Genomic DNA, 23,683 nt, shown 5'->3' on the forward strand with positions numbered 1-23,683 from the left:
ACCGGTGCCTACAGGTGCCGTCCCGCCAGCTGCTGGGCGATGTAGTCCGCCTGCCGGACGGCCAGGGCCACGATGGTCAGCGTCGGGTTCGCCGCCGCGCCGGTCGTGAACAGCGATCCGTCCGCGACGAACAGGTTCGGCACGTCGTGGGTCTGGCCGAACGCGTTGGTCACCCCGTCCTCGGGCCGCTCGCTCATCCGGGCCGTGCCCATGTTGTGGGTTGAGGGGTAGGGCGGGGTGTGGTGCACGGAGGTCGCGCCCACGGCCTCGTAGAGCAGGGACGCCTGCTGGTAGCCGTGGTTGCGCATCGCGACGTCGTTCGGGTGGTCGTCGAAGTGCACGTTGGGCACGGGCAGTCCCAGGTGGTCCGTCACGGAGGAGTTGAGGGTCACCCGGTTGCTCTCCTGCGGCATGTCCTCGCCCACCACCCACATCCCGGCGGTGTTCTCGTAGCCGTCCAGCAGGGCCGTGAAGTCCGGTCCCCAGGAGCCGGGGTCCACGAAGCTCGCCAGGAAGGCGGGGCCCAGGGAGATCGTCTCCATGTAGTAGCCGCCGGCGAAGCCGCGGTCGTCGTCGTGCCGGGACTCGTCCGCGACGAGCCCGGCCATCGTCTCGCCCCGGTACATGTGCACCGGCCGGTCGAACTGCGCGTAGACGGAGCCCGTGGTGTGCCGCATGTAGTTGCGGCCCAGCTGCCCGGAGGAGTTCGCGAGCCCGTCCGGGAACAGCGGGGAGCCCGAGAGCATGAGCAGCCGGGGCGTCTCGATCGCGTTGCACGCCACCGCCACGAGCCGTGCGCGCTGCCGCTGGACCTGGCCCTGCGCGTCGACGTAGAGGACGCTGTCGACCAGGCCCTTCTCCGTGTGGGTGATCTGCACGGCGTGGCAGTCCGGGCGCAGGTCGAGGTTGCCGGTGCGCAGGGCCTTGGGGATCTCCGAGACGAGCGTGGACCACTTCGAGCGGTTCTTGTCGCCCTGGAAGTTGAACCCGTCCTGGACGGACGCCGGGCGCCCGTCGTACGGCTCCGCGTTGGTCCCGTAGGGGCCGGTCGCGTAGTGCCGGTAGCCGAGCTTCTCCGCGCCCGCGGCGAGCACCTTGTAGTTGTTGTTGGCGGGCAGCGGCGGCCGGCCGTGGCGGTGGGTGCTGCCGATCTTCTGCTCGGCCCGGTCGTAGTACGGGGCGAGGTCGTCCAGGCCGATCGGCCAGTCCAGGAGGTTGGCGCCGTCGACGCGCCCGTAGACGCTGCGCGTGCGGAACTCGTGGGCCTTGAACCGGGGGGTGGCCCCGGACCAGTGGGTGGTGGTCCCGCCGACGGCCTTGACGATCCACGCCGGGAGGTTGGGGAAGTCCCGGGCGATCCGCCACGACCCCGTGGTGGTCCTGGGGTCCAGCCAGGCCATCTGGTGGAAGGCCTCCCACTCGTCGTTGACCCAGTCCTCGCTGGTGAGGTGCGGCCCGGCCTCGAGGAGCACCACCTTGATGCCCTTCTCCGTCAGCTCGTGGGCGAGGGTGCCTCCGCCGGCTCCGGAGCCGATGACGACGACGGCGGAGTCGTCGTCGAGGTCGATCCGTGCGGCGCGCTGCTGGTCCTGGGGCGTGGTGGTCATGCGGTCTCTCCGTGGTCGATGACGTCCGACCCCTTGAAGAGGTCGCTGAAGGGCTGCTCGGTGGTCTCGGAGGCGCCCTGCTGGTCCAGGTTCCACCCCTCCTTCGGGGCGGCGGTCGCCACCGGGTAGTCGAGGGGCCCGCACTCGGTCAGGTCCTCCTCGGACTCCTCGACGCGCGGGTCCGGCAGCCAGTCGAGGTCGTCGAAACCGCGGTGCAGGTACCCGCCCCGGGAGAAGGACTCGCCCTCGTAGCCCAGGGCCTCCCACACCTCGTGGTCGTCGTAGAGGTGCAGCACGGTGGTGCGGCGGATGAAGCCGAAGAACTCGAGGTCGGCGATCCGCTTGAGCACCTTGAGCGCGGCGTCGTCCGGCAGCTCCGTGAAGGGGGCGTCGCTGAGCGAGTTCAGGGTCAGCAGTCCCTGGGTCAGGGCCATCCGGAACCACGTGGAGTTCTCGGCCTCGGCGGCGATCTTCTCCGCCATCCGTTCGTACGGGCCGTCGGGGATCCGGGGGTGGGGGAACGCGACCCGGATGACGCGGGTGAGGGTGCGCTTCGCCTCGTCGGTCAGGGCGAGCGCGTTCAGGGCGGAGTACTTCGCGGGGTAGACCATGGGTCTCCTCCTCGTCGGCGGTGACGGGTGTGTCTCGAAGTGTGAGCCAGCGCACGTCCGCGGGCCAGATCCGTTATCGCAGGACGAGAATCGGCGCCCGTGAGAGCATGGGCCGACCGAAGGAGGCCGTGTGATCGTCGAACGACTGCCGGAGCACCTGCACGGGGACGCCGTGTCCCTGTGGGAGGAGGCGGGGCTGACCCGCCCCTGGAACGACCCGCGCGCGGACCTGGACCGGGCGCTCGGGAGCCCGTCCTCCACGGTCCTGGCCGCCGTCGAGGAAGGACGTCTCGCCGGCACCGCCATGGTCGGCCACGACGGCCACCGGGGGTGGGTGTACTACGTGGCCGTGCACCCGTCCCGCCGCGGACAGGGACTGGGCCGCGAGCTGATGGCCGCGGCCGAGCGGTGGGTGGCCGGGCGCGGCATCCCGAAGATGCAGCTCATGGTCCGCAGCACGAACACGGGCACCCGGGAGTTCTACGAGCGGATGGGCTACGCCGTCCAGGACACCGTGGTGCTCGGGAAGTTCTTCGACCCCGTGCGGCAGGCCCAGCAGAGCGGCTGACCCCGGCTCAGCCGAGGGGGTCGGTGACGCCCTCCGGGCAGTCGTAGCGCGCGAAGTCCCAGGAGCTGCGGCGCGCCCCGGCGCGGTAGGCACTGTCCCAGAACTCCAGGACGGCGCCGTGCGGATCGGGCAGCGCCCGCACGTCGTCGTAGCGCAGGACGGCGAGGTGGCCGCTGCCGCGCTCGCTCCAGAACGCGGCCTCCGGCCGCAGGGGCTCACCGGCCAGCCCGTCGGGCTCCGGGGCGGTGTAGGAGTAGAACGCCGGTTCCGGGAAGGCGGGGTCCCCGAACCAGAACCCCGAGCTGATGACCTCCCGGGAGTAGGCCTCCCGGGTGACCGGGTCCGTGCCGGGCGGGGGATCCACGAAGCGGTCGGCGAAGCGGGTCACGGTGATGTCGAACGTGTGCCAGAAGTGGTGCACGGGGCTCGTCTTCCCGGACCAGCCGGCGGCGAACTCCTCCAGCAGCAGGTTCACCTGGCCGAGGACCTGCCAGTAGCGGGTGACGGCGGCGGGGTCATAGGTGGCGTGCTCGGTGTCGGCGCTGAACGGACGCCCGGAGTCGGGCAGGTCGAACGGGTGCGGACGGGCGATGGTCACCTCCACCCCCACCGCTTCCAGGGCGTGCAGCACCCGGGCGTGGAACTCGGCGACGGACAGCCCCGGAAGGGCGAAGGAGTGCCGGGCTCCGTCGGCGGTACTGACGTCGAGGCTGTGGCCGAGGAAGTCGAAGTCGATCGCGAAGACCGGGTCCCGTCCCATCGGGCGGGTGGTGATGCCGCGGCCGGTGACGTGGAACGGGACGTTCCACCAGTGGTTGCGGCGCGGCGCGGCCGCCAGCCGCACCTTGCCGACCACCTGCGCGAACCGGTGGACGGTGTCCAGGGTGTCCCGCCAGGACTCGTAGGGCATCTCGGGAAAGGCGACGTGGGTCATGACTCCTCCTGCGCTCCAGTGTGCGGGCGTCACGTCTCGGCGTCCAGGGGTGTCCGCGGTCCGGCGGAAGTGCCACAGTGGTGCGGGAGGCCGCGGTGGGCGGCGTCCTGCGCTGTGGAGGTGGTCGGCATGAGTGACGACGACACGAACGACGACGTGAACGACGACATCGACGAGGGTGCCCCGCCGAGCGGCACGGGATGCGCCGAGTGCCTGGAAGCCGGAGGGTGGTGGGTGCACCTGCGCCGGTGCGCCCGGTGCGGCCACATCGGCTGCTGCAACACCTCGCCGGCCCAGCACGCCACCGTCCACTACAGACAGACCGGCCACCGGTACGTACGCAGCTTCGAACCGGGCGAGTCCTGGTACTGGGACTACGCCAGCGAGTCGTTCACGCGGGGTCCGAGCCTGGCCCCGCCCCAGCACCGGCCCGAGGACCAGCCGGTCCCCGGCCCCGAGGGTGCCGTGCCCGCCGACTGGCGCCGGTACGTCCACCGGTGACCCGTCCGCCGAGCGCAGCGTCATGACCGCACCGCCCGGCCTCGGCGCCGCGCCCGAGCTGCTGTCCTGGGGGGAGCGGCGGGCCCGGTGGGTGCTGGCCGCCACCGTGCTCGGCTCGGCCCTGACGTTCATCGACACGACCGTGGTGAGCATCGCCCTGCCGTCCGTCGGCGCCGACCTGGGTGCGGGGAGCACCGGCCTGACCTGGGTGGTCAACGGCTACACGCTGACCCTGGCCGCCCTCGTCCTGCTGGGCGGCTCGCTGGGGGACCGGTACGGCCGGCGCAGGATCTTCCTGCTCGGCGTCGGCTGCTTCGCGGGGGCCTCCGCGCTGTGCGGCCTGGCCCCGGACGTCACCGTCCTCGTCGCCGCACGGGCCGTCCAGGGGGTCGGCGGCGCCCTCCTCGTGCCGACCGCGCTCGCGATCCTGCAGTCCTCCTTCGCCCCGGGACACCGGGCCCGTGCCATCGGCGCCTGGTCGGGGCTCACGGGGGTGGCCGCGGCCGTGGGGCCGTTCGCGGGCGGCTGGCTGGTCCAGACCGCCTCGTGGCGGTGGGTGTTCCTGGTCAACCTGCCGGTGGCGCTCGCCGTGGTGCTGATCGCCCGCCGGCACGTGCCCGAGTCCAGGAACCCGGCGGCCTGCCCGCGGCTCGACGTGCCCGGCGCCGCGCTGCTGGTGGCCGGTCTCGGGGTGCTGACGCTCGGGCTGACGGCCGCGGCCGGCGACGACCCGTCGGCGCCGGTCACGGGCGGGGCGCTCGCGGCCGGGTCGGGGCTGCTCGCGGCGTTCCTGCTCCGGGAGCGGCGTGCGGTGTCCCCGCTGCTGCCTCCCGCCCTGCTCGGGCAGCGGCTGTTCGTCGCGGCGAACGTCATCACCTTCGTGCTCTACGCGGGCCTGGGCGCGGTCTTCTTCGTCCTCGTCGTCGCCCTCCAGGTGGGGGCCGGGTTCTCGCCCGTGGCCGCCGGGTTGTCCCTGCTGCCCGTCACCGTCCTGATGCTGGTGCTCTCACCGTCCGCCGGCGCCCTGGTGCACCGGGTGGGTCCGCGGCTGCCCATGACGGCCGGTCCGCTGATCGCCGCGCTCGGGGTGCTCCTGCTGGGCCGGGCCGGGCCCGGGGCGCACTACCTCCTGGAGGTGCTGGTCCCTGCCGCGGTGTTCGGCGCCGGGCTGACCCTCCTGGTCGCGCCGCTGACCGCCACGGTCCTCGGCGCGCTGCCCACGGAGCAGGCCGGGCTGGCCAGCGGGGTCAACAACGCCGTGGCGCGCACGGCGGGCCTGCTCGCGGTCGCGGCGGTCCCGCTGGTGGGCGGGCTCGGGGAGACCGGCCTCACCGATCCGGTCCGGCTCCGCGAGGGCTTCCCCGTGGTCATGGGGCTGAGCGCGGGCCTGCTCGCGACGGGCGGGCTGCTGTCCGCGGTGGTCCTCGGCCGTCCCACGGCCCGGGGCGGCCCGCGCGACCTTCGCGCCGCGACACATCCTTGACCACCCGATCGGCGCGCTCCTAGCCTGAAGCCCCTGGTGGCACGGCGGTGGGGCGCGGAGGCCGGGGGCTGCGGGGCGCGGGGCGCCCGGGGGCCCGGCGGCCGCGAGGCCGGTGGCAGGGGTCATGACGTGCGCGTCCGCGCTCGTGCTCGCGCACCGGCGTCCGGCCGGTCCGACCGAAAGCAGTGGTGAGCCATGCGTCCTCCCGAGAACGGCCGCGGCCCCGACGACATCCCCGGTGCTCGCGGAAGGAGGCGCTGGCGCACGCGCCGGGCGGGCTCCGCGCTGGCCCTGGCCGTGCTCCTGACGACCGGTCCGGTGGCCGGGGCGGTCACGGTCGCCGCGCCGCCGCCCGGCGTCGTCGTCACCGCGCAGGTGCCGCCCGGGCTCGAGGACCTCTACGCCCAGCAGCTCGTGTGGAGCCCGTGCGGCGTGGCGGCCGAGTGCGCCTAGGTGCAGGTGCCGCTCGACCACGAGAACCCGGCCGCCGGGCAGATCCAGCTGGCGGTCACCCGGGTGGTGAGCACCGACCCCGCCGCCAGGCAGGGCTCCCTCCTCGTGAACTTCGGCGGCCCGGGCGGATCCGGCACGGCCTCGATCGAGGCGTGGGCGGCCGGTCTGGACCCGCGCGTCCGGGCCGCGTACGACATCGTGGGCTTCGACCCGCGGGGTGTGGGCAGCTCCACCGCGGTGGAGTGCGTCGACGACGCCACGCTGGACGCGATGCGTGCCGGCACCGGGGACCCCGACACCCCCGAGGGGCTGGCCCGGGCCGTCGCGGCGGCCGAGCGGTTCGCCGCGGCGTGCGCGGCGAGCACCGGGCCGCTGCTCGGCGAGGTCGACACGGTCAGCGCGGCCCGCGACCTGGACATCCTGCGGGCGGTGCTGGGCGACGACCAGCTCGACTACCTCGGCTACTCCTACGGCACCCTGCTCGGCGCCACGTACGCCGAGCTGTTCCCCGAGCGGACCGGGAGGTTCGTCCTCGACGCGGCCATGGACCCCTCCCGGGACGGCTCCGGGCTGATCCTCGACCAGGCCGCCGGCTTCGAGCGTGCGCTCCGGCTGTACGTCGAGACGTGCCTGCCGCTGGACGGGTGCCCGTTCGAGGGGACCGCCGACGAGGGCCTGGCCGAGATCGAGGCCCTGCTCCGGCAGGCCGAGGCGCAGCCGCTGCCCACGGCCGGCGGGCGGCCGCTCACCGTGGACGAGGCGCTGACCGCGGTGATCCTCCCCCTGTACAACGAGCAGAACTGGTGGGTCCTCACCCCGGCGCTCGCTCTCGCGCTCGACCACGGCGACGGAACCGCTCTGCTGGCGCTGGCCGACGTCTACCACGGCCGCCAGCCGGACGGCACCTACCGGGACAACGGGTACGAGGCGAACATCGCGATCAACTGCCTCGACCGTCCCGAGAACGACGATCCCGCCGAGATGGCGGCCCTGGACGCGCGGCTGCAGGAGGTGGCGCCGACCCTCGGCGACTGGTTCAGCCACGACGAGGTCACCTGCGGGGCGTGGCCGCACGAGCCGGTCCGTGAGCCCGCGCCCGTCGACGCCGCCGGCGCCGGGCCCATCCTGGTGGTCGGGGGCACCGGTGACACCGCCACGCCCTACGCCTGGGCGCAGGCGCTGGCCGCGCAGCTCGAGAGCGGGCACCTGCTGACCCGGGTGGGCGAGGGACACGGGTCCTATCTGAGGGGCAACCGGTGCGTCGACGAGGCGGTCACCGCCTACCTCCTGGAGGGCGTGCTGCCCGCGGAGGAGACGACCTGCTGAACCGGAGGGGCCCGCCGCGGAGAGGGCAGTAAGCGGCCGGTACGAGATCGCCCCCGCACCGGCCCAGCCGCCAGGGAAATCAGGAAGATCCGGCAGCTTCGGCCCATCCTACTGAGGCGCGGGTCACGGATCACCACTTGATTTCCCGGACCGCGTCCGGAACCTCGCAGGGCGCGGCCGCCGCACGAACGGCAGGGGTCCGGACGGTGGGCGAGGAGGACATGAAGAACCGTGACGGGCTCCGCCGGTGGGGGCTCGTGGCCGCCGTGGCCGGGGATCCCCCGCGGCGTCACGGAGGACCGCGGAACGGCCGTCCTCGGCCGGCGCCCCGGTGGAGCCCGGGGCGCGGCAGGCCCGGCAGCTGTCCGGCCAGGGAGGCGACCAGGGCCAGCCCGAACCCCGCGGCCTGGAGGCCCGTGAGCGTCTCGTCCAGCAGCAGGAGGCCCAGGACCGCGGCCGTCACCGGGGTCAGCGGGACCAGCAGGGTCAGGCTCGTGGACGGCACGCGCCGGCCGGCGTGGAACCACGCGGCGTAGGCGATGGCGCCCCCGGGCAGCGCCAGCCAGGCGTAGCCGAGCACGGCCGGCAGGTCCAGGACGAAGGCGCCGGTGTCCAGCAGGGGCACGAGCGGAGCGATCATCAGCCCGCCGAGGGTCAGCTGCCAGCCGGTCGCCGCGAGCCCGTTCATGCCCTCGGGCAGTCCCCACCGGCGGGTCAGGACCACCCCGGCGGCCATGACCGCGGTCCCGGCGAAGGCCGCCGCGAGCCCCAGGGCGTCCAGGGTGACGGTGCCGGCGAGCACGGCCACGGACACGCCCGCCACCGCGGCGAGGGCCCAGAGTATCCGGGGGAGGGGCGTGCGCTGCCGGAAGGCCAGGAGCAGCAGGAGCGCCGCGACCAGGGGCTGGGCGGAGCCGACGACCGCGGCGAGACCGCCCGGGAGGCGGTAGGCGCCGAGGAACAGGAGGGGGAAGAACGCCCCGAAGTTGAGCAGCGCGAGCACCGAGAACCGTCCCCACCAGTCCCGCGGCGGCAGTCGCCGGGTCAGGGCGAGCAGCAGCAGCCCGGCCGGGAGGGCCCGCAGCAGGGACGCGGTCATGGGCCGGTCCGGCGGCAGCAGCTCGGTGGTGACCACGTAGGTCGTCCCCCACACGACCGGCGCCACGGCGCCCAGGAGGATCAGCCGACCATGGCCGGCCGGGGCGTGGTCCACCGGCGCACCTCCGATCCGCTCCGCGCCCCGTCCGGGCGGGATGCCCCGATCCTACGGGGCCGGTCCGGCGGTGACGGGAGTAGATTGCCACCATGGACATCCGCGGGGGGATCGTGAGCACGCTGTCCGTGCTCGTTCTGCTGCTGAGCGCCTGCGCCCCGGACAGCGGCGGGACCATGGCGACCGGCGACCGCCTGGGGGCACCGGCGGTCGCCCCCGCGCTGGACGTCGAGGTCGTCGTGGACGACCTCGAGCTCGCGTGGGACGTGGCCCTCACCCCGGAGGGCACCGTGCTGGTCACCGAGCGGGCCGGCCGGCTGCTGGCCCACGACGAGCAGGGCACCCGGGAAATCGCGGCCGACCTCGACGACCTGTTCGTGGGCAGCGAGGCCGGGCTGATGGGCCTGGAGGTCTCCCCGGACTTCGCACGCAGCCGGGAGATCTTCCTGTGCCACGCGACCCGGGCCGGCGACGGTCAGCCGCGCGACGTGCGGGTCACCCGCTGGCGGCTCGACGAGGGCGCCGCGGCGGCGGAACGCACCGGGACGGTCGTCGACGGCCTGCCCATCAGCTCGGGCCGGCACAGCGGCTGCCGGCTGCGCTTCGTCCCGGACGGCACGCTCCTCGTCGGCACCGGGGACGCCGCGCAGGGCGAGAACCCGCAGGACCCGGACTCGCTGGGGGGCAAGACGCTGCGGCTCCGCCCCGACGGCACGATCCCGGAGGACAACCCGTTCGCCGACCGGGACGGGCCCGCGGCCGCCGTCCACACCCTGGGCCACCGCAACGTCCAGGGCCTCGCGGTGCAGCCCGGGACGGACACGGTGTGGTCGGCGGAGCACGGCCCCGGCACGGACGACGAGATCAACGTCCTCAAGCCCGGCGGCAACTACGGGTGGGACCCGGTGCCCGGCTACGACGAGTCCGTGCCCATGACCGATCTCGAGAAGTACCCGGACGCGGTCCCGGCGGCATGGTCCTCGGGGCGCCCGACCGTCGCGCTCAGCGGCGCCGTCTTCCTCGAGGGGCAGCAGTGGGGCGCGTGGGAGGGCGCGCTGGCGGTCGCGGAGCTGAAGAACACCGGCGTGGGGGTCTACCGGGTCGAGGACACCGAGGTCACCGGGCGGACGCGCATGGCGGAGCTGGAGGACGAGTACGGCCGGCTGCGCTCGCTGACCCTCGACGACGAGGGCGCCCTGTGGGTCACCACCTCCAACGGCACCGACGACGCCGTCCTGCGCGTCACTCCGCGTCCGGACGAGGACTGACCGGTGCCCCGGGGATCGGCCCCTCGGGCGGATCACGGCGCCGACAGTACCCGGTCGGTGCTCGCACCGGGCGCCGGTGCATCCTGGCGAGGCGCGGCTCCCTCGCGCCGGGAGGGTCGAGCGCCGCCTGGACATGGAGTATCCGGGGCACGGTGCCACAGTTCGCCTGCGCGACGGTGTTGGTCCGCCGCACGACGCGGTCGACACGCCGGATCGCACCGTTGCCGATCCCTCCTGGACAACTCCTGTTGACTGGCGCCTGACACCGTCCCCCAACGGCCCACGCGGAACGGTCGTCACGGTGACGGACTCCCCACGTCCTGGTCACGGCCCCCCACCCCCCATGATGGGCCCAGGGAGTTCCCCATGCACCGCCGCACCCTTCTCGTGCTGGGCGCCGCCCTCGCGACCGTTCCGGTCACCGCCCCGACGACCCCCGCATCGGGAGCCACCATGCTCAGCCCGGCCACCACGACACAGCGACAGATGGACGCCGCGATCCGTGCGCTGTGGGCCGGCTGGAAGACCCTGCTGCGGCACGACGCGGCCCGCGGCTGGTGGGCCGTCCGCGCCGACGCCCAGAACGGGGCCAACCCCTACGTCGCCGAGGGACAGGGGTACGGGCTGATGCTCTGTGCCCAGCTGGCACCCCTCGACCCCCGGGCCCGCACCTACGTCGACGGGATCACCCGCTACGTCCTGGACCACCCGTCCCGGATCGACCCGGGGCTGCACGCCGCCGAGCAGAACAGCCGCATGGTGTCCCACCACGGCCAGGACAGCGCGACCGACGGTGACCTGGACATCGCCATGGGCTGGTTGATGGCCCACCGGCGGTGGGGCTCCGCCGGAACGTACGACTACCGGCGGCTGGCCCTCGCCCGTATCGCCGCGATCAAGCGCTCCCTGATCTCCCCCACCACCGGGCTCCTCGAACTCGGAGACTGGTCGAACGGGGCCTGGCAGAACGTCTCGCGCCCGAGCGACTGGATGATCGGGCACTTCGGGGCGTTCCACCGCGCCACGGGGGACGCGAGCTGGGCAGCCGTCTGGGGGCGGCACCTGGCCGCGGTCCGGCGCCTGCAGTCGGTCCACGCGCCGCGCACCGGCCTGCTCCCGGACTTCACCGTGGGCGCCGCCTCGACCATCACCCCCGCCCCGGCCCACACCCTGGAATCCGGCCACGACCGGCACTACTACTACAACTCGTGCCGCGTCCCGCTGCGACTGGGGGCGTCCCGGCACCCGGAGGCCCGGGCCGCCGCGGCCCGCATCTCCGGGTGGGCGCGGACGAAGTGCGGCGGTGATCCTGCCCGGCTGCCCTCCGGCTTCACCCTGGACGGAGCGACCCTGCCGGGCGGGGCCTACCAGGACCTCGCCTTCATCGCGCCCCTGCTCGTAGGTGCCCGCTGGGGCGGCGACCAGGCCTGGCTCGACGCCCTGGGCCGCTGTCTGGCGGCCCGGACCGAGTTCACGTCCTACTACTCCAGCTCGATCCAGCTGCTGTCCATGGTGAGCGTCTCCCGCACCTACGCCCTCCACCCCTGAGCCGGCGCAGCCTGCCGTGCTGCGCGTCGCCTCCCGGCCGGTCGACGGCTGATCGGTGCCCCGGCGGGTCCGTCCCCGGGCGGATCCGCCGGGCGCCGGAGCCGGGCAGAGTGGACCCATGCCCGCTCCTGCCCCCGGCCCCTCCCGCATCGCAGCCCTCGACGTGGCCCGCGGTCTCGCGATCCTCGGCACGCTCGCCACCAACGTCTGGATCTTCAGCCACCAGGGCGGCTTCCTCGGCTACCTGACCGATCCGCTGGCCGGCACCGTCGGCGGAGCGGCGCGTGCTGTCCAGGCGCTGCTGATGGCCGCGGCCAACGGCAAGTTCCTGGGCCTGCTGATGCTCCTCTTCGGGATCGGGCTCGCCGTCCAGCACGCCTCCGCCCGGCGGCGCGGACTCGCGTGGCCCCGGTCCTACCGGGTGCGGGCGGGGATCCTGTTCCTGGACGGGCTGCTCAACTACCTGCTGATCATCGAGTTCGACGTCCTGATGGGCTACGCGCTCACGGGGATGGTCGCGGCGTGGCTGGTGACCACCTCGGAGCGGGTGCAGCGCGGCGTCGTCCTGGTGTGCGCCGCCGCGCACGTCGCGGTGATCGGCGCGCTGACGGCCGTCCTGGTCGTCGTCGCCGCCGGGGGCCAGGCCGAGGCCCTGGCCCGGCCGAACCCCTACGCCGACGGCACGTGGTGGGAGCTCGTGCTGCTGCGGGTGGACGCCGTCGTCCTGTTCCGCGCCGAACCCGTCCTGATCCTCGGGCTGGGGGTGGTCATGTTCCTGGCCGGGCGGTTCCTGTGGCGGGCCGGTCTCCTCGTCCCGGACGGGGACCGGTGGCGGCGGCGACTCATGGTCCTGGGCCTAGGGGTCGTTTTGCCCGTGGACCTCGGCCTGAACGTCCTGGGCGGGCAGGCCGGTGCCTTCTTCGCCCGCTACACGACCGCCCCGGTCGTGGCGCTGGGTCTGCTGGCCCTCGTGGCCCACCTCGGTGTGCGTCGTCCCGGACACCCGCGGTCCTGGACCGCACGGCGGCTCGCGGAGGTCGGCCGGACTGCCCTGAGCTGCTACCTGCTGCAGAACCTCCTGGCCTCGGCACTGTTCTACGGATGGGGCGCGGGCCTGGCCGTGGCCGCGGCCCAGCACCGGCTGCCCGCCACGGTGCTCGGCTGGCTGCTGGTGTGCGCCGCCGTGCTGGTCTTCGCGCACCTGTGGCTGCGGCACTTCCCGCGCGGCCCGCTGGAGGAACTCGCGGCGCGCGCCGCCGGCGCGCGCCGGTCCCCTGCAGCCGTGGCCCGCGAGGGCTGAGACCTCAGACCCCGGCCTGGGCGCCGGTCCCCGGCGGCCGTGCAGCGACCCGGTGCGCGGCCGTTCAGGACTCCGCCTGGCCCTGCCGCCAGTAGCCCATGAAGGAGACGTGGTCCTTGGGGATGCCCGCGGCGTCGACGCACAGCCGGCGCAGCGCCTTGACGGTGCCGGACTCGCCAGCGAGGAACACGTACGGCACGTCGGCGCGTCCGGGGGTGGCCACCGACCACGCACGGGGCTCGGCGGCGTCCTCCACGACCGACAGGACGGGCGTCCCGTGGTCGCGCCGCGGGCGGCGGCCCGCCAGGACGTCGTCCACGGCTCCGCCGGGCAGCTCGAGCAGGCGCGCGAGGCGCACCGCGGCCCGGTGCCCGTGGCCGGCCGGCTCGGCGCCCCCGGCGCGGGGCAGGACGTGCAGCCGCACGTCCGGCAGGTCGGAGGGCAGGCGGTGGGCGGCCACGTCCTCGGGGTGCGGGACCTCGAGCACCACGTCGAGGCGGGGCCGGATCCCGCCGGCGGGCAGCCCGGAGCGGGCGTCCGTGAACTCCTCCGCGACGGACATCAGGGCCGGGGCGGCGGTCTCGTCCCCGACCGCGAGGACGCGCCGGGCACCACCGTGGTCCCACGCCGCCCACGGCCGCTCCTGCGGGCCGGGGCCGAGCAGGTACACGCGCTCGCCGGGGGACACCGCGGCCGCCCACCGGCTGCCGGGGCCGTCCTGGGCGTGCCCGCCGTGCACCACGACGTCGATCACGAGCTCCGGGACCACCATCCCGCAGAACGTGGTGCGCCGGACACCGCGCACGGTGTAGGTGCGCATCCAGCCGCGCTCCTCGGCGGGCCGGGCGAACCAGCCCTCCCGCAGCCCCAGGGACAGGTCCGCACGCTCGGGTTCGCGGCCCGGGGGCGGGACCAGCAGCTTGATGTAGGCGTCCCGGCACCGGGTCCGGTCCCCGTCCCCGATGAGCGCGGGGGACAGGTCGGCGAGCTCCGGGCCCGCCAGGGTGATCCGTCGGAAGGACGGGCACAGCGGGGTCACGGACGTCACGGCGGCCTCGACGCACAGCACGGGGTCCGCGCGGGCCGCGGTGGCCTCGGGGGTGGGGGCGGCGGTCACGGCAGGGTCCTTCCGATCTCGGCGGCGGCCCGGGGCGCGGGCTCCAGGGCCACGGGTGCGGCGGGTGGGACTGCGGGAGAGCCCTCGCGGGCCCGCCCGCGGGGCAGGACGACGGGCCGACCGCCCACGGGGTCCCGGGCCACGTCCGCGCGGAGCCCGAAGACCTCGGCCAGCAGCTCGGGGGTGAGCACCTCGGCGGGCGTGCCCACGGCCACGATCCGTCCCGCGGCCATCGCCACGAGCCGGTCGGCCACGCGCGCGGCCAGGTTCAGCTCGTGCAGGACGGCGACGACGGTGGCCCGCCCGGCCCCCGGCCCGTCCGGGTGCTCCAGCCCCCGGAGCATGTCCAGCAGGTCCACCTGGTGCGCCAGGTCGAGGAAGGAGGTGGGCTCGTCGAGCAGCATCGTCCGGGCCTGCTGGGCCAGGGTCAGGGCGATCCAGACCCGCTGGCGCTGCCCGCCGGAGAGCTCCTCCACGGGCCGCGCGGCCAGGGCCGTGAGCTCGGTGAGCTCCATGGCCCGGGCCACGGCCGCGTCGTCGTCGGGGGAGGGGGCGCCCCACCACCGGCGGTGCGGGTGCCGGCCGCGCTCCACGAGCTCGGCGACGGTCAGGCCCTCCGGGACCACGGGCGACTGCGGCAGGAGGCTGACCGAGCGGGCGTACGGGCGGGCGTGCCACTCGCGCACGCCGCGGCCGTCCGCCTCGAGGGTGCCGGCGAGCGGGCGCAGCTGCCGGGACAGGCCCTTGAGCAGCGTGGTCTTGCCGCAGCCGTTGGCGCCGATGAGCACGGTGGTGGCCCCGTGCGGGATGTCGAGGTCCACCTCCCGCACCACGGTGCGGTCGCCGTAGCCCAGGGACAGGCCGCGCATCCGGAACGCGGGGACGGCGGCCCCGGGGTCCTCCACGGGGCGCAGGCCGGGGCGCACGTCGTCGCGCAGCTCGGGGCTCATGCCAGGGCTCCTCTCCGCTGCCGCACGAGCAGCCACAGCATCACGGGGGCGCCCACGGCGCCGGTGACCACACCGGCCGGCAGCTGCACCTGCGCCGACAGGCCCGCGCCGATGGAGTCGGCGACCACCACGACCACGGCGCCCACGAGGGCGCACGCCACGATCGAGGTCCGTCCGCGGGTCAGGGCGGTGGCCACGGGGGTGGACATCAGGGCCACGAAGGCGAGCGGGCCCGTCGCCGCCGTGGCCACGGCGGCCAGCAGCACGCCCAGGCCCAGTGCGAGCGCCCGGCTGCCTGCCGGCCGCGCGCCGAGGCCGGCCGCCAGCTCCGGGCCGAGCTCGGCGGGCTCGAGCGCGCGGTGCACCGCCACGGCCGCGGGCACCGCCAGCACCAGGCACGCCGCGAGGACGGTGATCCGGTCCCACGTGGCGGCGTTGAGCGAGCCCGCGGTCCAGAGGGCGGCGTCCTGGGCGGAGTTCAGGGACAGCCGCGCCAGCAGGGCCGCGGTGAGGGCCTGGGCGAGCGCGGCCACGCCGATGCCGGCGAGCAGGAAGCGCTCGCCCACGATCCCGCCGGTGCGCAGCCGCACCGAGGCGCCGGCGATGAGGGCCGCGGCGAGCAGCGCCCCGGCCAGGGCGGTCCAGGACACCGCCGCGCCCCGCAGGCCCCACAGCGCGGTGCCGGCGACGGCCCCCGCCGCGGCGCCGTAGGTGATGCCCAGGATGTCGGGGCTGGCCAGGGGATTGCGGAGCACCCGGCGGAACAGGGCGCCGGCGCAGCCGAGGGCGGTCCCGGCGAGCGCGCCCAGCACGGCGCGCGGCAGCTTCTCCTGCAGCACGATGAAGCTCGCCCCGGGGATCTGCTCCCCGGTGAGGATCGCGACGAAGTCGGGGACCGTCACGGTGTAGCGCCCGAGCAGCACGCGCACCGCCAGGGCCGCGAGCAGCGCCAGGGCCAGCAGGGCGATCGCCCGGCGGGTGCGCCGGGTCCGGTCGCGCCGGACGCCGCGCACGATCCCGGCGGCGCCGGGCTCCTCGGGGACGGCGGGGGCGAGCACGGTGCTGGTCACAGGGTCACGCTCCGTCCCCGGCGCAGCAGCGCCAGCAGCACGGGCACGCCCAGCACCACGGTGGTGACGCCCACGTGGATCTCCTGGGGCGGGGCCAGCACCCGGCCGAGGACGTCGGCCAGCAGGAGCAGCACGGGGCCCAGGACCGCGCTGAACAGGACGATCCAGCGGTAGTCGCCGCCGAGGAAGCGCCGCACGGCGTGGGGCACGAGCAGCCCCACGAAGGCGATGGGACCCGCGAGCGCCGTGGCCGAGCCGGAGAGCAGGACCACGCCCACGAACACCAGGAAGCGCTGCACGCCCAGGTCCACGCCCAGCCCGTGCGCGAGCTCGTCGCCCAGGGCCATGGCGTTGAGTCCCGAGGAGCCGCCGAGCACCAGGAGCACGCCGAGCAGGACGAGGGGCGCCACGGCGGCGAGGTCGGTGGTCTCGGCGCGGGCGAGCGAGCCGATGCTCCAGAACCGGAAGCGGTCCAGCACCGCGGGCAGGACGAGGACCACGGAGGTGGTCAGGGCGGTGAAGCCGGCGTTCACGGCCGCGCCGGACAGGACCAGGCCCGTCGGGGTCGGGGCGCCGCCGCCGAGCCGGGACGAGCCGAAGACGAGCGCGGCGGCCACCGCCGAGCCGGCGAGGGCCAGTGCGGTGAGCTGCCACGTGGCCACGAGGCCGAGCCAGCCGATCCCGAGGACCACCGCGCACGCCGCGCCGGCGGTCAGCCCGAGCAGGCCCGGGTCGCCCAGCGGATTGCGGCTGACCCCCTGCATGCCGGCGCCGGCCACGGCCAGGGCCGCCCCCACGAGCACCCCGGTCAGGGTCCGGGGGACCCGGCTCTGCACCACGGCGGCGTCGATGCCCAGCCCGGCGGAGACCTGCGCCCAGCCCCCTTCGAGCAGGGCGCCCGGCAGGCCGGTGAGCACGGCGACCACGGTGGCCGGGTCCACCGAGCGGGCCCCCCAGAACAGGGAGGCCGCGGCGGCGGCGGCCAGCAGCAGCACGGCCGCGGACAGGGCGAGGCCCCGGCGCCGCAGTGCGGTGCCGGGGACCCGCCGGGTGGGCCGGGCGGGGGAGAGCGTGCTCGTGCTGCTCACCGGGACCGCGATCTCACCGGCCGCCGGTGGAGGCCGCGGCCTCGGCGATGTCCGGCAGCACGTTCTCGAGGGCCCACGGGATGCTCAGCGGGGAGGCCGCCGAGACCGAGAGCACCTCCTGCTGGTCGCTCTGGAGCACCAGGGCGTCGTCGGCGACCGCGGGGACGCGGCTGAGCAGGGGGTCGTTCTCGATGGCCTCGCGCACGCCCTCGTCCTCGGCCCAGCTGACGAAGACGTCGGAGGTGAGCTCGTCGGCGCGCTCCGGGGACCAGGTGATGAAGAACTGGTCCTTCTTCCCCTCGGCGGCCTGCTCGACCGCCTCGGACTGGACCATGCCGAGGGACTCGAGGAACTTGGGGCGGTTGTCCACCGCGGTGTAGGCGAAGATCTGGTCGGCCGCGGAGGGGTCGAGCGTGCCGTACACGAACGAGGTGCCCTCCAGCTCCGGGTGCTCGGCGGCGGCCTCGGTGATCTGCTGCTCCACGTCCGCCACGACCTCCGCGGCCCGCTCCTCGCGTCCCAGGGCCTGGCCGATGAGCTCCGTGGAGTCCTGCCAGGACGTCCCGTAGGCCACGGCGTCCTCGGGGTAGCCGACGACGGGGGCGATCTCGGAGAGCTTGTCGTAGTCCTCCTGGGTCAGCCCGGAGTAGGCGCCCAGGATGACATCGGGCTGGAGCGCGGCGATCGCCGCGAAGTTGATGCCGTCCGTCTCGGCGTAGGTCTCCGGGGCCTCGGCGCCGGACTCCTCGAGCGCGGCGTCGAACCAGTCGGTGGACCCGTTCTCGTTGGCGCCGAAGTCCAGGGCGGGCACCCCGACCGGGACCACGCCGAGGGCGGTCGCGACGTCGTGGTTGACCCAGGACACCGTGGCTACGCGCTCGGGGGCCTCCTCGATGGTGGTCTCGCCGAAGGCGTGCTCCACGGTGCGCGGGAACTCGCCGGTGGCGCCCTCGGCGGACGCGGCCCCGCCCCCCGACTCCCCGCCCGCCGGACCGGTCGAGCACCCGGTGAGGACCAGGGCCCCGGCGGCCAGCAGGGCGGCCGAGGCGAGGACACGGCGGCGCGCGGCGGACGGGGCGGGGAACAACGGGCGCGGAGCGCGGGCGAGCAGAGAGGCCACGGCCACCCTTTCGGACGTCGACGGAGGGGCCGTCGGTGCGGATCGGAGTTAGGCAAGGGTTGCCTAACCATCAAGACAGGGATCACCCTAGGGCGTGATCCGGCGAATACGCAACATGGGTATGACCTAATGGATCCGGCGACGTGGTCGGGTGCGTGGCGTCCTGTGGAGCAGGAGCGTCCGGGCGGGTCCGTGGGGTCCGTCACTGTGCTTTCCGGCGAACACCTGTAGAGTCATGACCAGTTGTTGAAGTTTCGTTCTTGCAGTTCAAGCAGTTCGCCCGATTCCGGGCGCAGCAGTTTTTCTGAGAAGACGTTCTGGCAGGCATCGCAACGCCCGAGCACCCCGATCGTCGGGGACGCTCCGTTTCCTCAGAAAGACAGGTTCCCCATGACTACTGGCACCGTGAAGTGGTTCAACGCCGACAAGGGCTTCGGCTTCATCACCCCCGAGGACGGCTCCAAGGACGTGTTCGCGCACTTCTCCGCGATCAACTCCGGCGGCTTCCGCTCCCTCGAGGAGAACCAGCGCGTCGAGTTCGAGACCCAGGACGGCCCCAAGGGCCCCCAGGCCGCGAACATCACCGTGCTTGCGTGAGAGCACTCTGATCTCCTCGTGAGATCACCGGCGCCGGGCCCTACGGCCTGACGCCACCCCAGGAATCGCCACCCGGTGCGCCGGGTGGCGATTTCCGTGTGTCGGCCCCACCGCGGTCGGCAGCCCGCCAGGACTCGCCTGCGCCCTCTCCCGCGGTCGCCCCTGCGCGCGCCGCTCCCCGATCCTTCGAAAGCTCCACCATGAAACACACCATGTCCGTCCTGGTCCAGGTGGACCTCGACGGCACCCACGTCCGAATATCCGTCACCGGATGCGTCACGCAGGCCAACCAGCACGTGCTCCATCCCCTGATCCGCCGGGCCCGTACGCTCACTGCCGCCGTGCACGTGCAGGTCGACCTGGACTCCGTCCAGCACCTGGAACCCGCGGCGGTGGCACTGCTGCGCGCGGCCGCCGACCACGGAGCAGCCACCCCCGGGGCCGGGCCCGTGAGCATCGCGGTGCCCACCGGCCCCCGCGCCCACACGGTGCGGGAGCTGCCGGTCCGACCGCTCCGGGACGCCGCGCCCCTCCCCGCCCTGGCCGCCTGAGCCCCGCCCGAGCGGTCGCCGAGTGGCGTTTCCCCGGGTCCTGCCCCAGGATTGAGCGGTGCCCGACGACCGTTCCGCCACCACCGCCGACCCCGCCCCCCGCCACGAGCGCAGCCAGGAGCCCCGCCCCGAGCCCGTGCCCGAGCTGCTCGTCGGCCTCGTCCTCTCCCCCCAGATCGCGGGCGCCCTGCCCAAGGACCTCGCGGCCTCCCTGCCGGGGCCGCTGCACGAGCGCTATCCCGGGGTGCGCTGGCGGGTGACGGCGGTGACCGACCGGCTGGTCGTCCCGCCCGCCGACGGCCTGGACCTGCTCGAGGCCGCACGCGACCGGATGCTCGACGAGGACTGGGACCTCGTCGTCGTCCTCACGGACGTCCCGCTCAAGGACGGCCGCAGCCCCGTGCTCACCCAGCTGAGCCCCGTGCACGGCGTGGGCCTGGTCGCCGTCCCCGCCCTCGGCGCGCTGCACGTGGGGCAGAAGGTCCGGCAGACGACCGTGCGGGTGGTCGGCCACCTGCTCGGCCACGACACGGAGGACGCGGACGACGCCGACGCGCAGGAGGAGCTCGTGCGGCGGGCACGGCAGCGGTCGGAGGACCTCGAGGACCGGCCCGAGGACAACGCCGTGCAGTTCACCGCCCGCGTCCTGGGCGGCAACGTGCGCCTGCTGCTCGGGATGATCCGCGCCAACCGGCCGTGGACCCTGGTGGTGCGGCTGTCCCGGACGCTCGCCCTGGCCGCGGCGACCGGCGTGCTCACCCTGGTCGCCTCGGACCTGTGGCTGCTCGCCGCCGCCTACGGGCCCTGGCGGCTGGGGCTGCTGGGCCTGCTGTCGATCGCCGCGGTGACCGGCGCGCTCGTCGTCGGCGCCCGGCTGTGGGAGCGCCCGCGCCGGCGGGCCGAGCGCGAGCAGGTGGCCCTGTTCAACCTCGCCACCGCCGCCACCGTGGCCATCGGTGTGTCCGTCTTCTACCTCGCGGTCCTCGCCTTCTCCTGGCTGGGGGCGCTGCTGCTCGTGGACGGCGACGTCTTCTCGGACGTGATCGGCGCCCCGGCCGGGGCGGTGGAGTACGTCAAGCTCGCGTGGCTGACCGCGACGCTCGCCACCGTGGGAGGGGCCCTCGGGGCCGGGCTCGAGGACGACGACGCCGTGCGCGCCGCCGCGTACACCCGCTCGGAGCCCTGACCGGGACCGCCGCCGGTCACCTCCCCGAGGACGCCGACAGTCAGTAGACTTGGTGTTCCCGGGGTGGTCCCGGAGCCGACCCGGAGGGACACCATGGCCGCCACGCAGCAGAGCCCAGCGAAGCCCCGCACGCCCCGACTACGGCGCAGCAACTGCCACCGTCCCGGGATCACCCGCCGCGGGTACGGCAAGGGCTTCGTCTACCGGCTCGCCGACGGCACCAAGATCGAGGACCGGGACGAGCTCGGCCGGATCCGCGGGCTGGCGATCCCCCCGGCCTGGAGGGACGTGTGGATCAGTCCCCAGCCCAACGGGCACATCCAGGCCACGGGCGTCGACGACGCCGGGCGACGCCAGTACATCTACCACCCCCGGTGGCGGGAGCTGAAGGACCGGGAGAAGTTCGACCGCGTCCTCGACTTCGGCGACACGCTCCCGCAGGCCCGCCCGGCCGTCACCCGGCTGCTGCGGTCGGAGGGCACCACGGAGGAGAAGGCCTGCGCGGCGGCCTTCCGGCTCATGGACGACTCCGCCCTGCGCGTCGGCAACGAGGAGTACGCCCAGTCGAACGGCTCCTACGGCGTGACCACCCTGCTGGTCCGGCACGTCCGGGTGGACGGGCAGGACGTGCACCTCGACTTCCCCGGCAAGAGCGGGCACCGCTGGACGCTGACCGTCCGGGACGCCGACCTCGCCGCCGCGCTCGCGCCCATGCTGGAGCGCGGCCCGGACGAGACCGCCCTCGTCTACCGCGACGAGGACGGGCAGTGGACCGGCATCACCAGCGCCCGGCTCAACGACTTCGTGCGGGACCGGTGCGGCTCCGACTTCACCGCCAAGGACTTCCGCACCTGGCAGGGAACGGTGACCGCCGCGATGGCGCTCGCCGCCCGCGCCGACACCCGCCCCAGCGAGAGCGCCCGGAAGAAGGCCGTGTCCGCCGCCATGCGGGAGGTCGCCGAGCACCTGGGCAACACGCCCGCCATCGCCCGCAGCTCCTACACGGACCCGCGGGTGATCGACCGGTTCCTGGCCGGCGAGACCATCGACGCCGCCACCTACCGGGCCGCGGAACGGTCCTTGCGCGCGTTCCTCACCTGAGCCCGGCCGGGCGTCAGGGGACGGGAGCGGGGACCGCCGAGAGCGAGGTGTGGCCGGCGAACTCGCCGGAACCGACGACGTCGTCGAGCCGGTCGTCGTTGACGCGGCCGAGCAGGTGCGGGTGCCGCTCCACGCGCCGGCCCTGGGTCTCGGCGAAGAACGTCTGCAGGGTGACGGCCCGGACCGGGGTGCCCGGGCCGGCGGCCAGGAGGGCCGCGACGGCCAGGCCGGGGGTGCGGGAGAGCGGTGACCGGCGCATGGACACCTCCGGAGCACGAGGCAGAGCCGGGGCGGCCTGGGAGGCCGCCCCGGCCCGTGCTCAGGACAGCCCGACGTAGGTGGCCGAGTACCCGAAGCCGACGACGTCGTCGCGGCCGTCGCCGTTGACGTCCCCCAGCAGGCGCGGGAACCGTGCCGGGTCCCAGCCGGCCGACCAGCCGAAGGAGCCGGACTTCAGCTCGGGCCCCACGAAGAAGTTGTCGTCCCCGTAGGCCACGTGCACCCCCGCGTTGCCGAAGCCGACCACGTCCAGGATCCCGTCGCCGTTGAGGTCCGCGAGGTCCCGGGGGTGCCGGTCGGTGCGCCAGCCCTGCGCCGTGCCGAAGTCGGCGATCTCGAGGGTGACCGGGAGGTACTTCGGCTCGCCCGGCGCGGAGGGGCGGGAGTAGGCGGCGAGGACGCCGCGGTGGCCGAAGCCGACGACGTCCGCGGGGCCGTGCCCGTTGACGTTGCCGACGTCCCGGGGGTGCCGGTCGACGCGCCACCCCTGGGCGTAACCGAAGTCGCGGATCTCCAGCACGGGCTGGGTGAACGTGTCGCCGAGCGCCGAGAAGTAGGAGACGTACGTTCCGGCGTCCCCGAAGCCGACGATGTCGGCCGTCCCGTTGCCGTCCATGTCGGCGAGCATCCGCGGGTGCTGGTCGACCCGCCAGCCGCGGTCCCAGCCGTAGCTGTCGATCCGCTTGCCGGTGCCGTCGAAGGTGCGGTCCGTCCGGCCGTGGGAGATGGTCACCCCGGAGTGCCCGAAGCCGACGATGTCCGCCGTTCCGTTCCCGGAGAGGTCGGCCAGCTCGCGGACGTGCTGGCCGACCCGCCAGCCCTGGTTCCAGCCGAACTCGCGGACCTCGAGCTGCGGCGCGGTGAAGCGGCCGTCGGGCTGCGCGTAGGAGACGACCACGCCGGCATTGCCGAAGCCGACGAGATCGGCGCGGCCGTCGCCGTCGACGTCGGCGACCTGCCGCGGGTGCCGGTCGGTGCGCCAGCCCTGCGCGGTGCCGAAGTCGCGGACCGTCAGCACCGGCGCGGCGAAGGTGCCGTTGGCCTGGCCGTGGGCGACGAAGACACCGGGGTCGCCGAAGGCCACGACGTCGGCGCGGCCGTCCCCGTTGACGTCGGCGAGCTCGCGCACGTGCTGGCCGACCCGCCAGCCGTCGACGTAGGAGAGGAATCCCTGAGTGGACACGGCGTGGGCCGGTCCGGTGAGGGCGATGCCGGTGGTGGCCAGCGCCGCTGCGGAGAGCCCGGTGAGCAGCCGGGCCGTCGGTGAGCGTTTCATGGTGGAACCTCCAGGTTCCGAGGAGCGGAGAACCGGGTCCGGTGCGCCGGACGGCGGATGGGAGGTCGGTCGGCCCCCACCGACCGGCGACCGGCCGTGCGCTCGGCAGGCGTCCCGGGACCGTGGTCCACCGGTGACCGACTCCTGCCGAACGGACGGAACTGCTGGTGGGACCAGTCTGGATCACTGCGTGTGCCATCGCTAAGACCTGATCGGACCGTAACGAACCGTGAGCCCGGGTCTCCGCCCGGGACGCGGGGCTGTCAGCGCCGGATGCCGCGCCGGAAGTACAGGACCGGACCCACGAAGTTGACGGCGATGACCGCCGCCCACCTCCCCTTGCTGCCGTTGACCTCCTCCGCAGGGCGCAGGGCGAGGTCCGCCCAGGCGGTGGCGGCCAGCGAGACCTGGACGCACGCCAGCGTCAGCAGCGCGGTCTGCCGGCCCGGCGTGAGGTCCTTCCACCTGGTGCTCCTTCCGGTGCCGATGCGCGTCATGGTCGTCCTCCCGGGGCTCGGGGACTCGGGGTCCCGGCG

24 protein-coding genes are annotated in these 23,683 nt (G+C 74.6%); 12 read left to right on the forward strand and 12 right to left on the reverse strand.

Going from position 1 to position 23,683, the window contains the following annotated elements:
* Nucleotides 1–8: 8 nt before the first annotated feature.
* Both ACYVM4_RS01925 and ACYVM4_RS01930 read right to left on the reverse strand, forming a co-directional pair.
* Nucleotides 9–1,607: a GMC family oxidoreductase gene (locus ACYVM4_RS01925; protein WP_460667476.1), complete on the reverse strand. Its 1,599-nt coding sequence runs from the start codon at nt 1,605–1,607 to the stop codon at nt 9–11.
* Nucleotides 1,604–2,218 carry a hypothetical protein gene (locus tag ACYVM4_RS01930; protein WP_368823226.1) on the reverse strand — a complete coding sequence of 205 codons (615 nt, stop codon included), beginning with the start codon at nt 2,216–2,218 and terminating at the stop codon, nt 1,604–1,606. Before ACYVM4_RS01930 ends, ACYVM4_RS01925 begins: the two co-directional genes overlap by 4 nt.
* Before the next feature lie 130 nt (nt 2,219–2,348).
* Here ACYVM4_RS01930 and ACYVM4_RS01935 point away from each other — a divergent pair, with 130 nt between their 5' ends.
* Nucleotides 2,349–2,786: a GNAT family acetyltransferase gene (locus ACYVM4_RS01935; protein WP_460667477.1), complete on the forward strand. Its 438-nt coding sequence runs from the start codon at nt 2,349–2,351 to the stop codon at nt 2,784–2,786.
* Between the two features lie 7 nt (nt 2,787–2,793).
* Here the strand turns inward: ACYVM4_RS01935 and ACYVM4_RS01940 are convergent, their stop codons facing one another.
* On the reverse strand, nt 2,794–3,720 hold the full coding sequence (locus ACYVM4_RS01940; RefSeq protein WP_460667478.1) for a DUF5996 family protein: 927 nt from the start codon (nt 3,718–3,720) through the stop codon (nt 2,794–2,796).
* A gap of 129 nt (nt 3,721–3,849) precedes the next feature.
* Between ACYVM4_RS01940 and ACYVM4_RS01945 the strand changes: the two genes are divergently transcribed.
* The 4 genes from ACYVM4_RS01945 (at nt 3,850) to ACYVM4_RS01960 (ending at nt 7,483) form a co-directional block, all read left to right on the forward strand.
* Nucleotides 3,850–4,221 carry a UBP-type zinc finger domain-containing protein gene (locus tag ACYVM4_RS01945; RefSeq protein ID WP_368823223.1) on the forward strand — a complete coding sequence of 124 codons (372 nt, stop codon included), beginning with the start codon at nt 3,850–3,852 and terminating at the stop codon, nt 4,219–4,221.
* Nucleotides 4,222–4,243: 22 nt separating this feature from the next.
* Nucleotides 4,244–5,704 (forward strand): DHA2 family efflux MFS transporter permease subunit, encoded by a 1,461-nt coding sequence (locus ACYVM4_RS01950; protein ID WP_460667479.1) that lies wholly within the window; start codon nt 4,244–4,246, stop codon nt 5,702–5,704.
* A gap of 195 nt (nt 5,705–5,899) precedes the next feature.
* Nucleotides 5,900–6,157, forward strand: a complete 258-nt coding sequence (locus tag ACYVM4_RS01955) for a hypothetical protein (protein WP_460667480.1) — start codon at nt 5,900–5,902, stop codon at nt 6,155–6,157.
* A 6-nt stretch (nt 6,158–6,163) separates the two neighbouring features.
* A complete protein-coding gene (locus ACYVM4_RS01960) occupies nt 6,164–7,483 on the forward strand; it encodes an alpha/beta hydrolase (RefSeq protein ID WP_460667481.1) in 1,320 nt (439 codons plus the stop codon).
* 289 nt (nt 7,484–7,772) lie between these two features.
* Here the strand turns inward: ACYVM4_RS01960 and ACYVM4_RS01965 are convergent, their stop codons facing one another.
* Nucleotides 7,773–8,696 (reverse strand): DMT family transporter, encoded by a 924-nt coding sequence (locus ACYVM4_RS01965; RefSeq protein ID WP_460667482.1) that lies wholly within the window; start codon nt 8,694–8,696, stop codon nt 7,773–7,775.
* A gap of 92 nt (nt 8,697–8,788) precedes the next feature.
* Here ACYVM4_RS01965 and ACYVM4_RS01970 point away from each other — a divergent pair, with 92 nt between their 5' ends.
* The 3 genes from ACYVM4_RS01970 to ACYVM4_RS01980 all read left to right on the forward strand — a co-directional run bounded on the left by ACYVM4_RS01970 (nt 8,789) and on the right by ACYVM4_RS01980 (nt 12,812).
* Nucleotides 8,789–9,964 carry a PQQ-dependent sugar dehydrogenase gene (locus ACYVM4_RS01970; RefSeq protein ID WP_460667483.1) on the forward strand — a complete coding sequence of 392 codons (1,176 nt, stop codon included), beginning with the start codon at nt 8,789–8,791 and terminating at the stop codon, nt 9,962–9,964.
* Nucleotides 9,965–10,330: 366 nt separating this feature from the next.
* The gene (locus tag ACYVM4_RS01975) at nt 10,331–11,512 is read left to right on the forward strand and encodes a glycosyl hydrolase family 8 (protein WP_460667484.1); all 1,182 of its coding nucleotides are present in this window, start codon (nt 10,331–10,333) and stop codon (nt 11,510–11,512) included.
* A 118-nt stretch (nt 11,513–11,630) separates the two neighbouring features.
* Entirely contained in the window at nt 11,631–12,812 is a 1,182-nt protein-coding gene (locus tag ACYVM4_RS01980; protein WP_460667485.1) for a DUF418 domain-containing protein, read from the forward strand.
* 64 nt (nt 12,813–12,876) lie between these two features.
* On the opposite strand, the gene ACYVM4_RS01985 is transcribed toward ACYVM4_RS01980, so the two are convergent.
* From ACYVM4_RS01985 to ACYVM4_RS02005, 5 genes are read right to left on the reverse strand one after another with little or no spacing between them, the layout of a single operon-like run.
* A complete protein-coding gene (locus tag ACYVM4_RS01985; protein WP_460667486.1) occupies nt 12,877–13,929 on the reverse strand; it encodes a siderophore-interacting protein in 1,053 nt (350 codons plus the stop codon).
* Nucleotides 13,926–14,879: an ABC transporter ATP-binding protein gene (locus ACYVM4_RS01990; RefSeq protein ID WP_460667487.1), complete on the reverse strand. Its 954-nt coding sequence runs from the start codon at nt 14,877–14,879 to the stop codon at nt 13,926–13,928. The genes ACYVM4_RS01985 and ACYVM4_RS01990 overlap by 4 nt, the downstream gene beginning before the upstream one ends.
* Nucleotides 14,876–15,949: a FecCD family ABC transporter permease gene (locus ACYVM4_RS01995; protein ID WP_460667488.1), complete on the reverse strand. Its 1,074-nt coding sequence runs from the start codon at nt 15,947–15,949 to the stop codon at nt 14,876–14,878. The genes ACYVM4_RS01990 and ACYVM4_RS01995 overlap by 4 nt, the downstream gene beginning before the upstream one ends.
* Nucleotides 15,946–17,037 carry a FecCD family ABC transporter permease gene (locus ACYVM4_RS02000; protein WP_460667489.1) on the reverse strand — a complete coding sequence of 364 codons (1,092 nt, stop codon included), beginning with the start codon at nt 17,035–17,037 and terminating at the stop codon, nt 15,946–15,948. The genes ACYVM4_RS01995 and ACYVM4_RS02000 overlap by 4 nt, the downstream gene beginning before the upstream one ends.
* Before the next feature lie 13 nt (nt 17,038–17,050).
* A complete protein-coding gene (locus ACYVM4_RS02005) occupies nt 17,051–18,163 on the reverse strand; it encodes an iron-siderophore ABC transporter substrate-binding protein (protein WP_460667490.1) in 1,113 nt (370 codons plus the stop codon).
* A 384-nt stretch (nt 18,164–18,547) separates the two neighbouring features.
* On the opposite strand from ACYVM4_RS02005, the gene cspE reads away from it, so the two are divergent.
* The 4 genes from cspE to ACYVM4_RS02025 all read left to right on the forward strand — a co-directional run bounded on the left by cspE (nt 18,548) and on the right by ACYVM4_RS02025 (nt 21,592).
* Entirely contained in the window at nt 18,548–18,754 is a 207-nt protein-coding gene (gene cspE, locus ACYVM4_RS02010; RefSeq protein WP_035923571.1) for a transcription antiterminator/RNA stability regulator CspE, read from the forward strand.
* A gap of 200 nt (nt 18,755–18,954) precedes the next feature.
* Nucleotides 18,955–19,305 carry a hypothetical protein gene (locus ACYVM4_RS02015; protein ID WP_460667491.1) on the forward strand — a complete coding sequence of 117 codons (351 nt, stop codon included), beginning with the start codon at nt 18,955–18,957 and terminating at the stop codon, nt 19,303–19,305.
* A 58-nt stretch (nt 19,306–19,363) separates the two neighbouring features.
* The gene (locus ACYVM4_RS02020) at nt 19,364–20,491 is read left to right on the forward strand and encodes a hypothetical protein (RefSeq protein ID WP_460667492.1); all 1,128 of its coding nucleotides are present in this window, start codon (nt 19,364–19,366) and stop codon (nt 20,489–20,491) included.
* Nucleotides 20,492–20,584: 93 nt separating this feature from the next.
* Nucleotides 20,585–21,592 carry a DNA topoisomerase IB gene (locus tag ACYVM4_RS02025; RefSeq protein WP_460667493.1) on the forward strand — a complete coding sequence of 336 codons (1,008 nt, stop codon included), beginning with the start codon at nt 20,585–20,587 and terminating at the stop codon, nt 21,590–21,592.
* Nucleotides 21,593–21,605: 13 nt separating this feature from the next.
* Here ACYVM4_RS02025 and ACYVM4_RS02030 read toward each other — a convergent pair whose 3' ends face one another.
* From ACYVM4_RS02030 to ACYVM4_RS02040, 3 genes are all read right to left on the reverse strand, one after another.
* Nucleotides 21,606–21,851: a hypothetical protein gene (locus ACYVM4_RS02030; protein WP_460667494.1), complete on the reverse strand. Its 246-nt coding sequence runs from the start codon at nt 21,849–21,851 to the stop codon at nt 21,606–21,608.
* 60 nt (nt 21,852–21,911) lie between these two features.
* Nucleotides 21,912–23,147, reverse strand: coding sequence for an FG-GAP repeat domain-containing protein (locus ACYVM4_RS02035; RefSeq protein WP_368823087.1), 1,236 nt, complete (start codon nt 23,145–23,147; stop codon nt 21,912–21,914).
* Nucleotides 23,148–23,410: 263 nt separating this feature from the next.
* Nucleotides 23,411–23,644, reverse strand: a complete 234-nt coding sequence (locus ACYVM4_RS02040; protein ID WP_460667495.1) for a hypothetical protein — start codon at nt 23,642–23,644, stop codon at nt 23,411–23,413.
* Between the last annotated feature and the right edge of the window lie 39 nt (nt 23,645–23,683).

The sequence above is a fragment of the Kocuria himachalensis genome, assembly GCF_054784195.1.

Coding starts and splice junctions, on each gene's coding strand:
- ACYVM4_RS01925 (WP_460667476.1), bottom strand. CDS start 1,607: ATGACCACCACGCCCCAGGACCAGCAGCGCGCCGCACGGATCGACCTC.
- ACYVM4_RS01930 (WP_368823226.1), bottom strand. CDS start 2,218: ATGGTCTACCCCGCGAAGTACTCCGCCCTGAACGCGCTCGCCCTGACC.
- ACYVM4_RS01940 (WP_460667478.1), bottom strand. CDS start 3,720: ATGACCCACGTCGCCTTTCCCGAGATGCCCTACGAGTCCTGGCGGGAC.
- ACYVM4_RS01945 (WP_368823223.1), top strand. CDS start 3,850: ATGAGTGACGACGACACGAACGACGACGTGAACGACGACATCGACGAG.
- ACYVM4_RS01950 (WP_460667479.1), top strand. CDS start 4,244: ATGACCGCACCGCCCGGCCTCGGCGCCGCGCCCGAGCTGCTGTCCTGG.
- ACYVM4_RS01955 (WP_460667480.1), top strand. CDS start 5,900: ATGCGTCCTCCCGAGAACGGCCGCGGCCCCGACGACATCCCCGGTGCT.
- ACYVM4_RS01970 (WP_460667483.1), top strand. CDS start 8,789: ATGGACATCCGCGGGGGGATCGTGAGCACGCTGTCCGTGCTCGTTCTG.
- ACYVM4_RS01975 (WP_460667484.1), top strand. CDS start 10,331: ATGCACCGCCGCACCCTTCTCGTGCTGGGCGCCGCCCTCGCGACCGTT.
- ACYVM4_RS01980 (WP_460667485.1), top strand. CDS start 11,631: ATGCCCGCTCCTGCCCCCGGCCCCTCCCGCATCGCAGCCCTCGACGTG.
- ACYVM4_RS01990 (WP_460667487.1), bottom strand. CDS start 14,879: ATGAGCCCCGAGCTGCGCGACGACGTGCGCCCCGGCCTGCGCCCCGTG.
- cspE (WP_035923571.1), top strand. CDS start 18,548: ATGACTACTGGCACCGTGAAGTGGTTCAACGCCGACAAGGGCTTCGGC.
- ACYVM4_RS02015 (WP_460667491.1), top strand. CDS start 18,955: ATGAAACACACCATGTCCGTCCTGGTCCAGGTGGACCTCGACGGCACC.
- ACYVM4_RS02025 (WP_460667493.1), top strand. CDS start 20,585: ATGGCCGCCACGCAGCAGAGCCCAGCGAAGCCCCGCACGCCCCGACTA.
- ACYVM4_RS02030 (WP_460667494.1), bottom strand. CDS start 21,851: ATGCGCCGGTCACCGCTCTCCCGCACCCCCGGCCTGGCCGTCGCGGCC.
- ACYVM4_RS02035 (WP_368823087.1), bottom strand. CDS start 23,147: ATGAAACGCTCACCGACGGCCCGGCTGCTCACCGGGCTCTCCGCAGCG.
- ACYVM4_RS02040 (WP_460667495.1), bottom strand. CDS start 23,644: ATGACGCGCATCGGCACCGGAAGGAGCACCAGGTGGAAGGACCTCACG.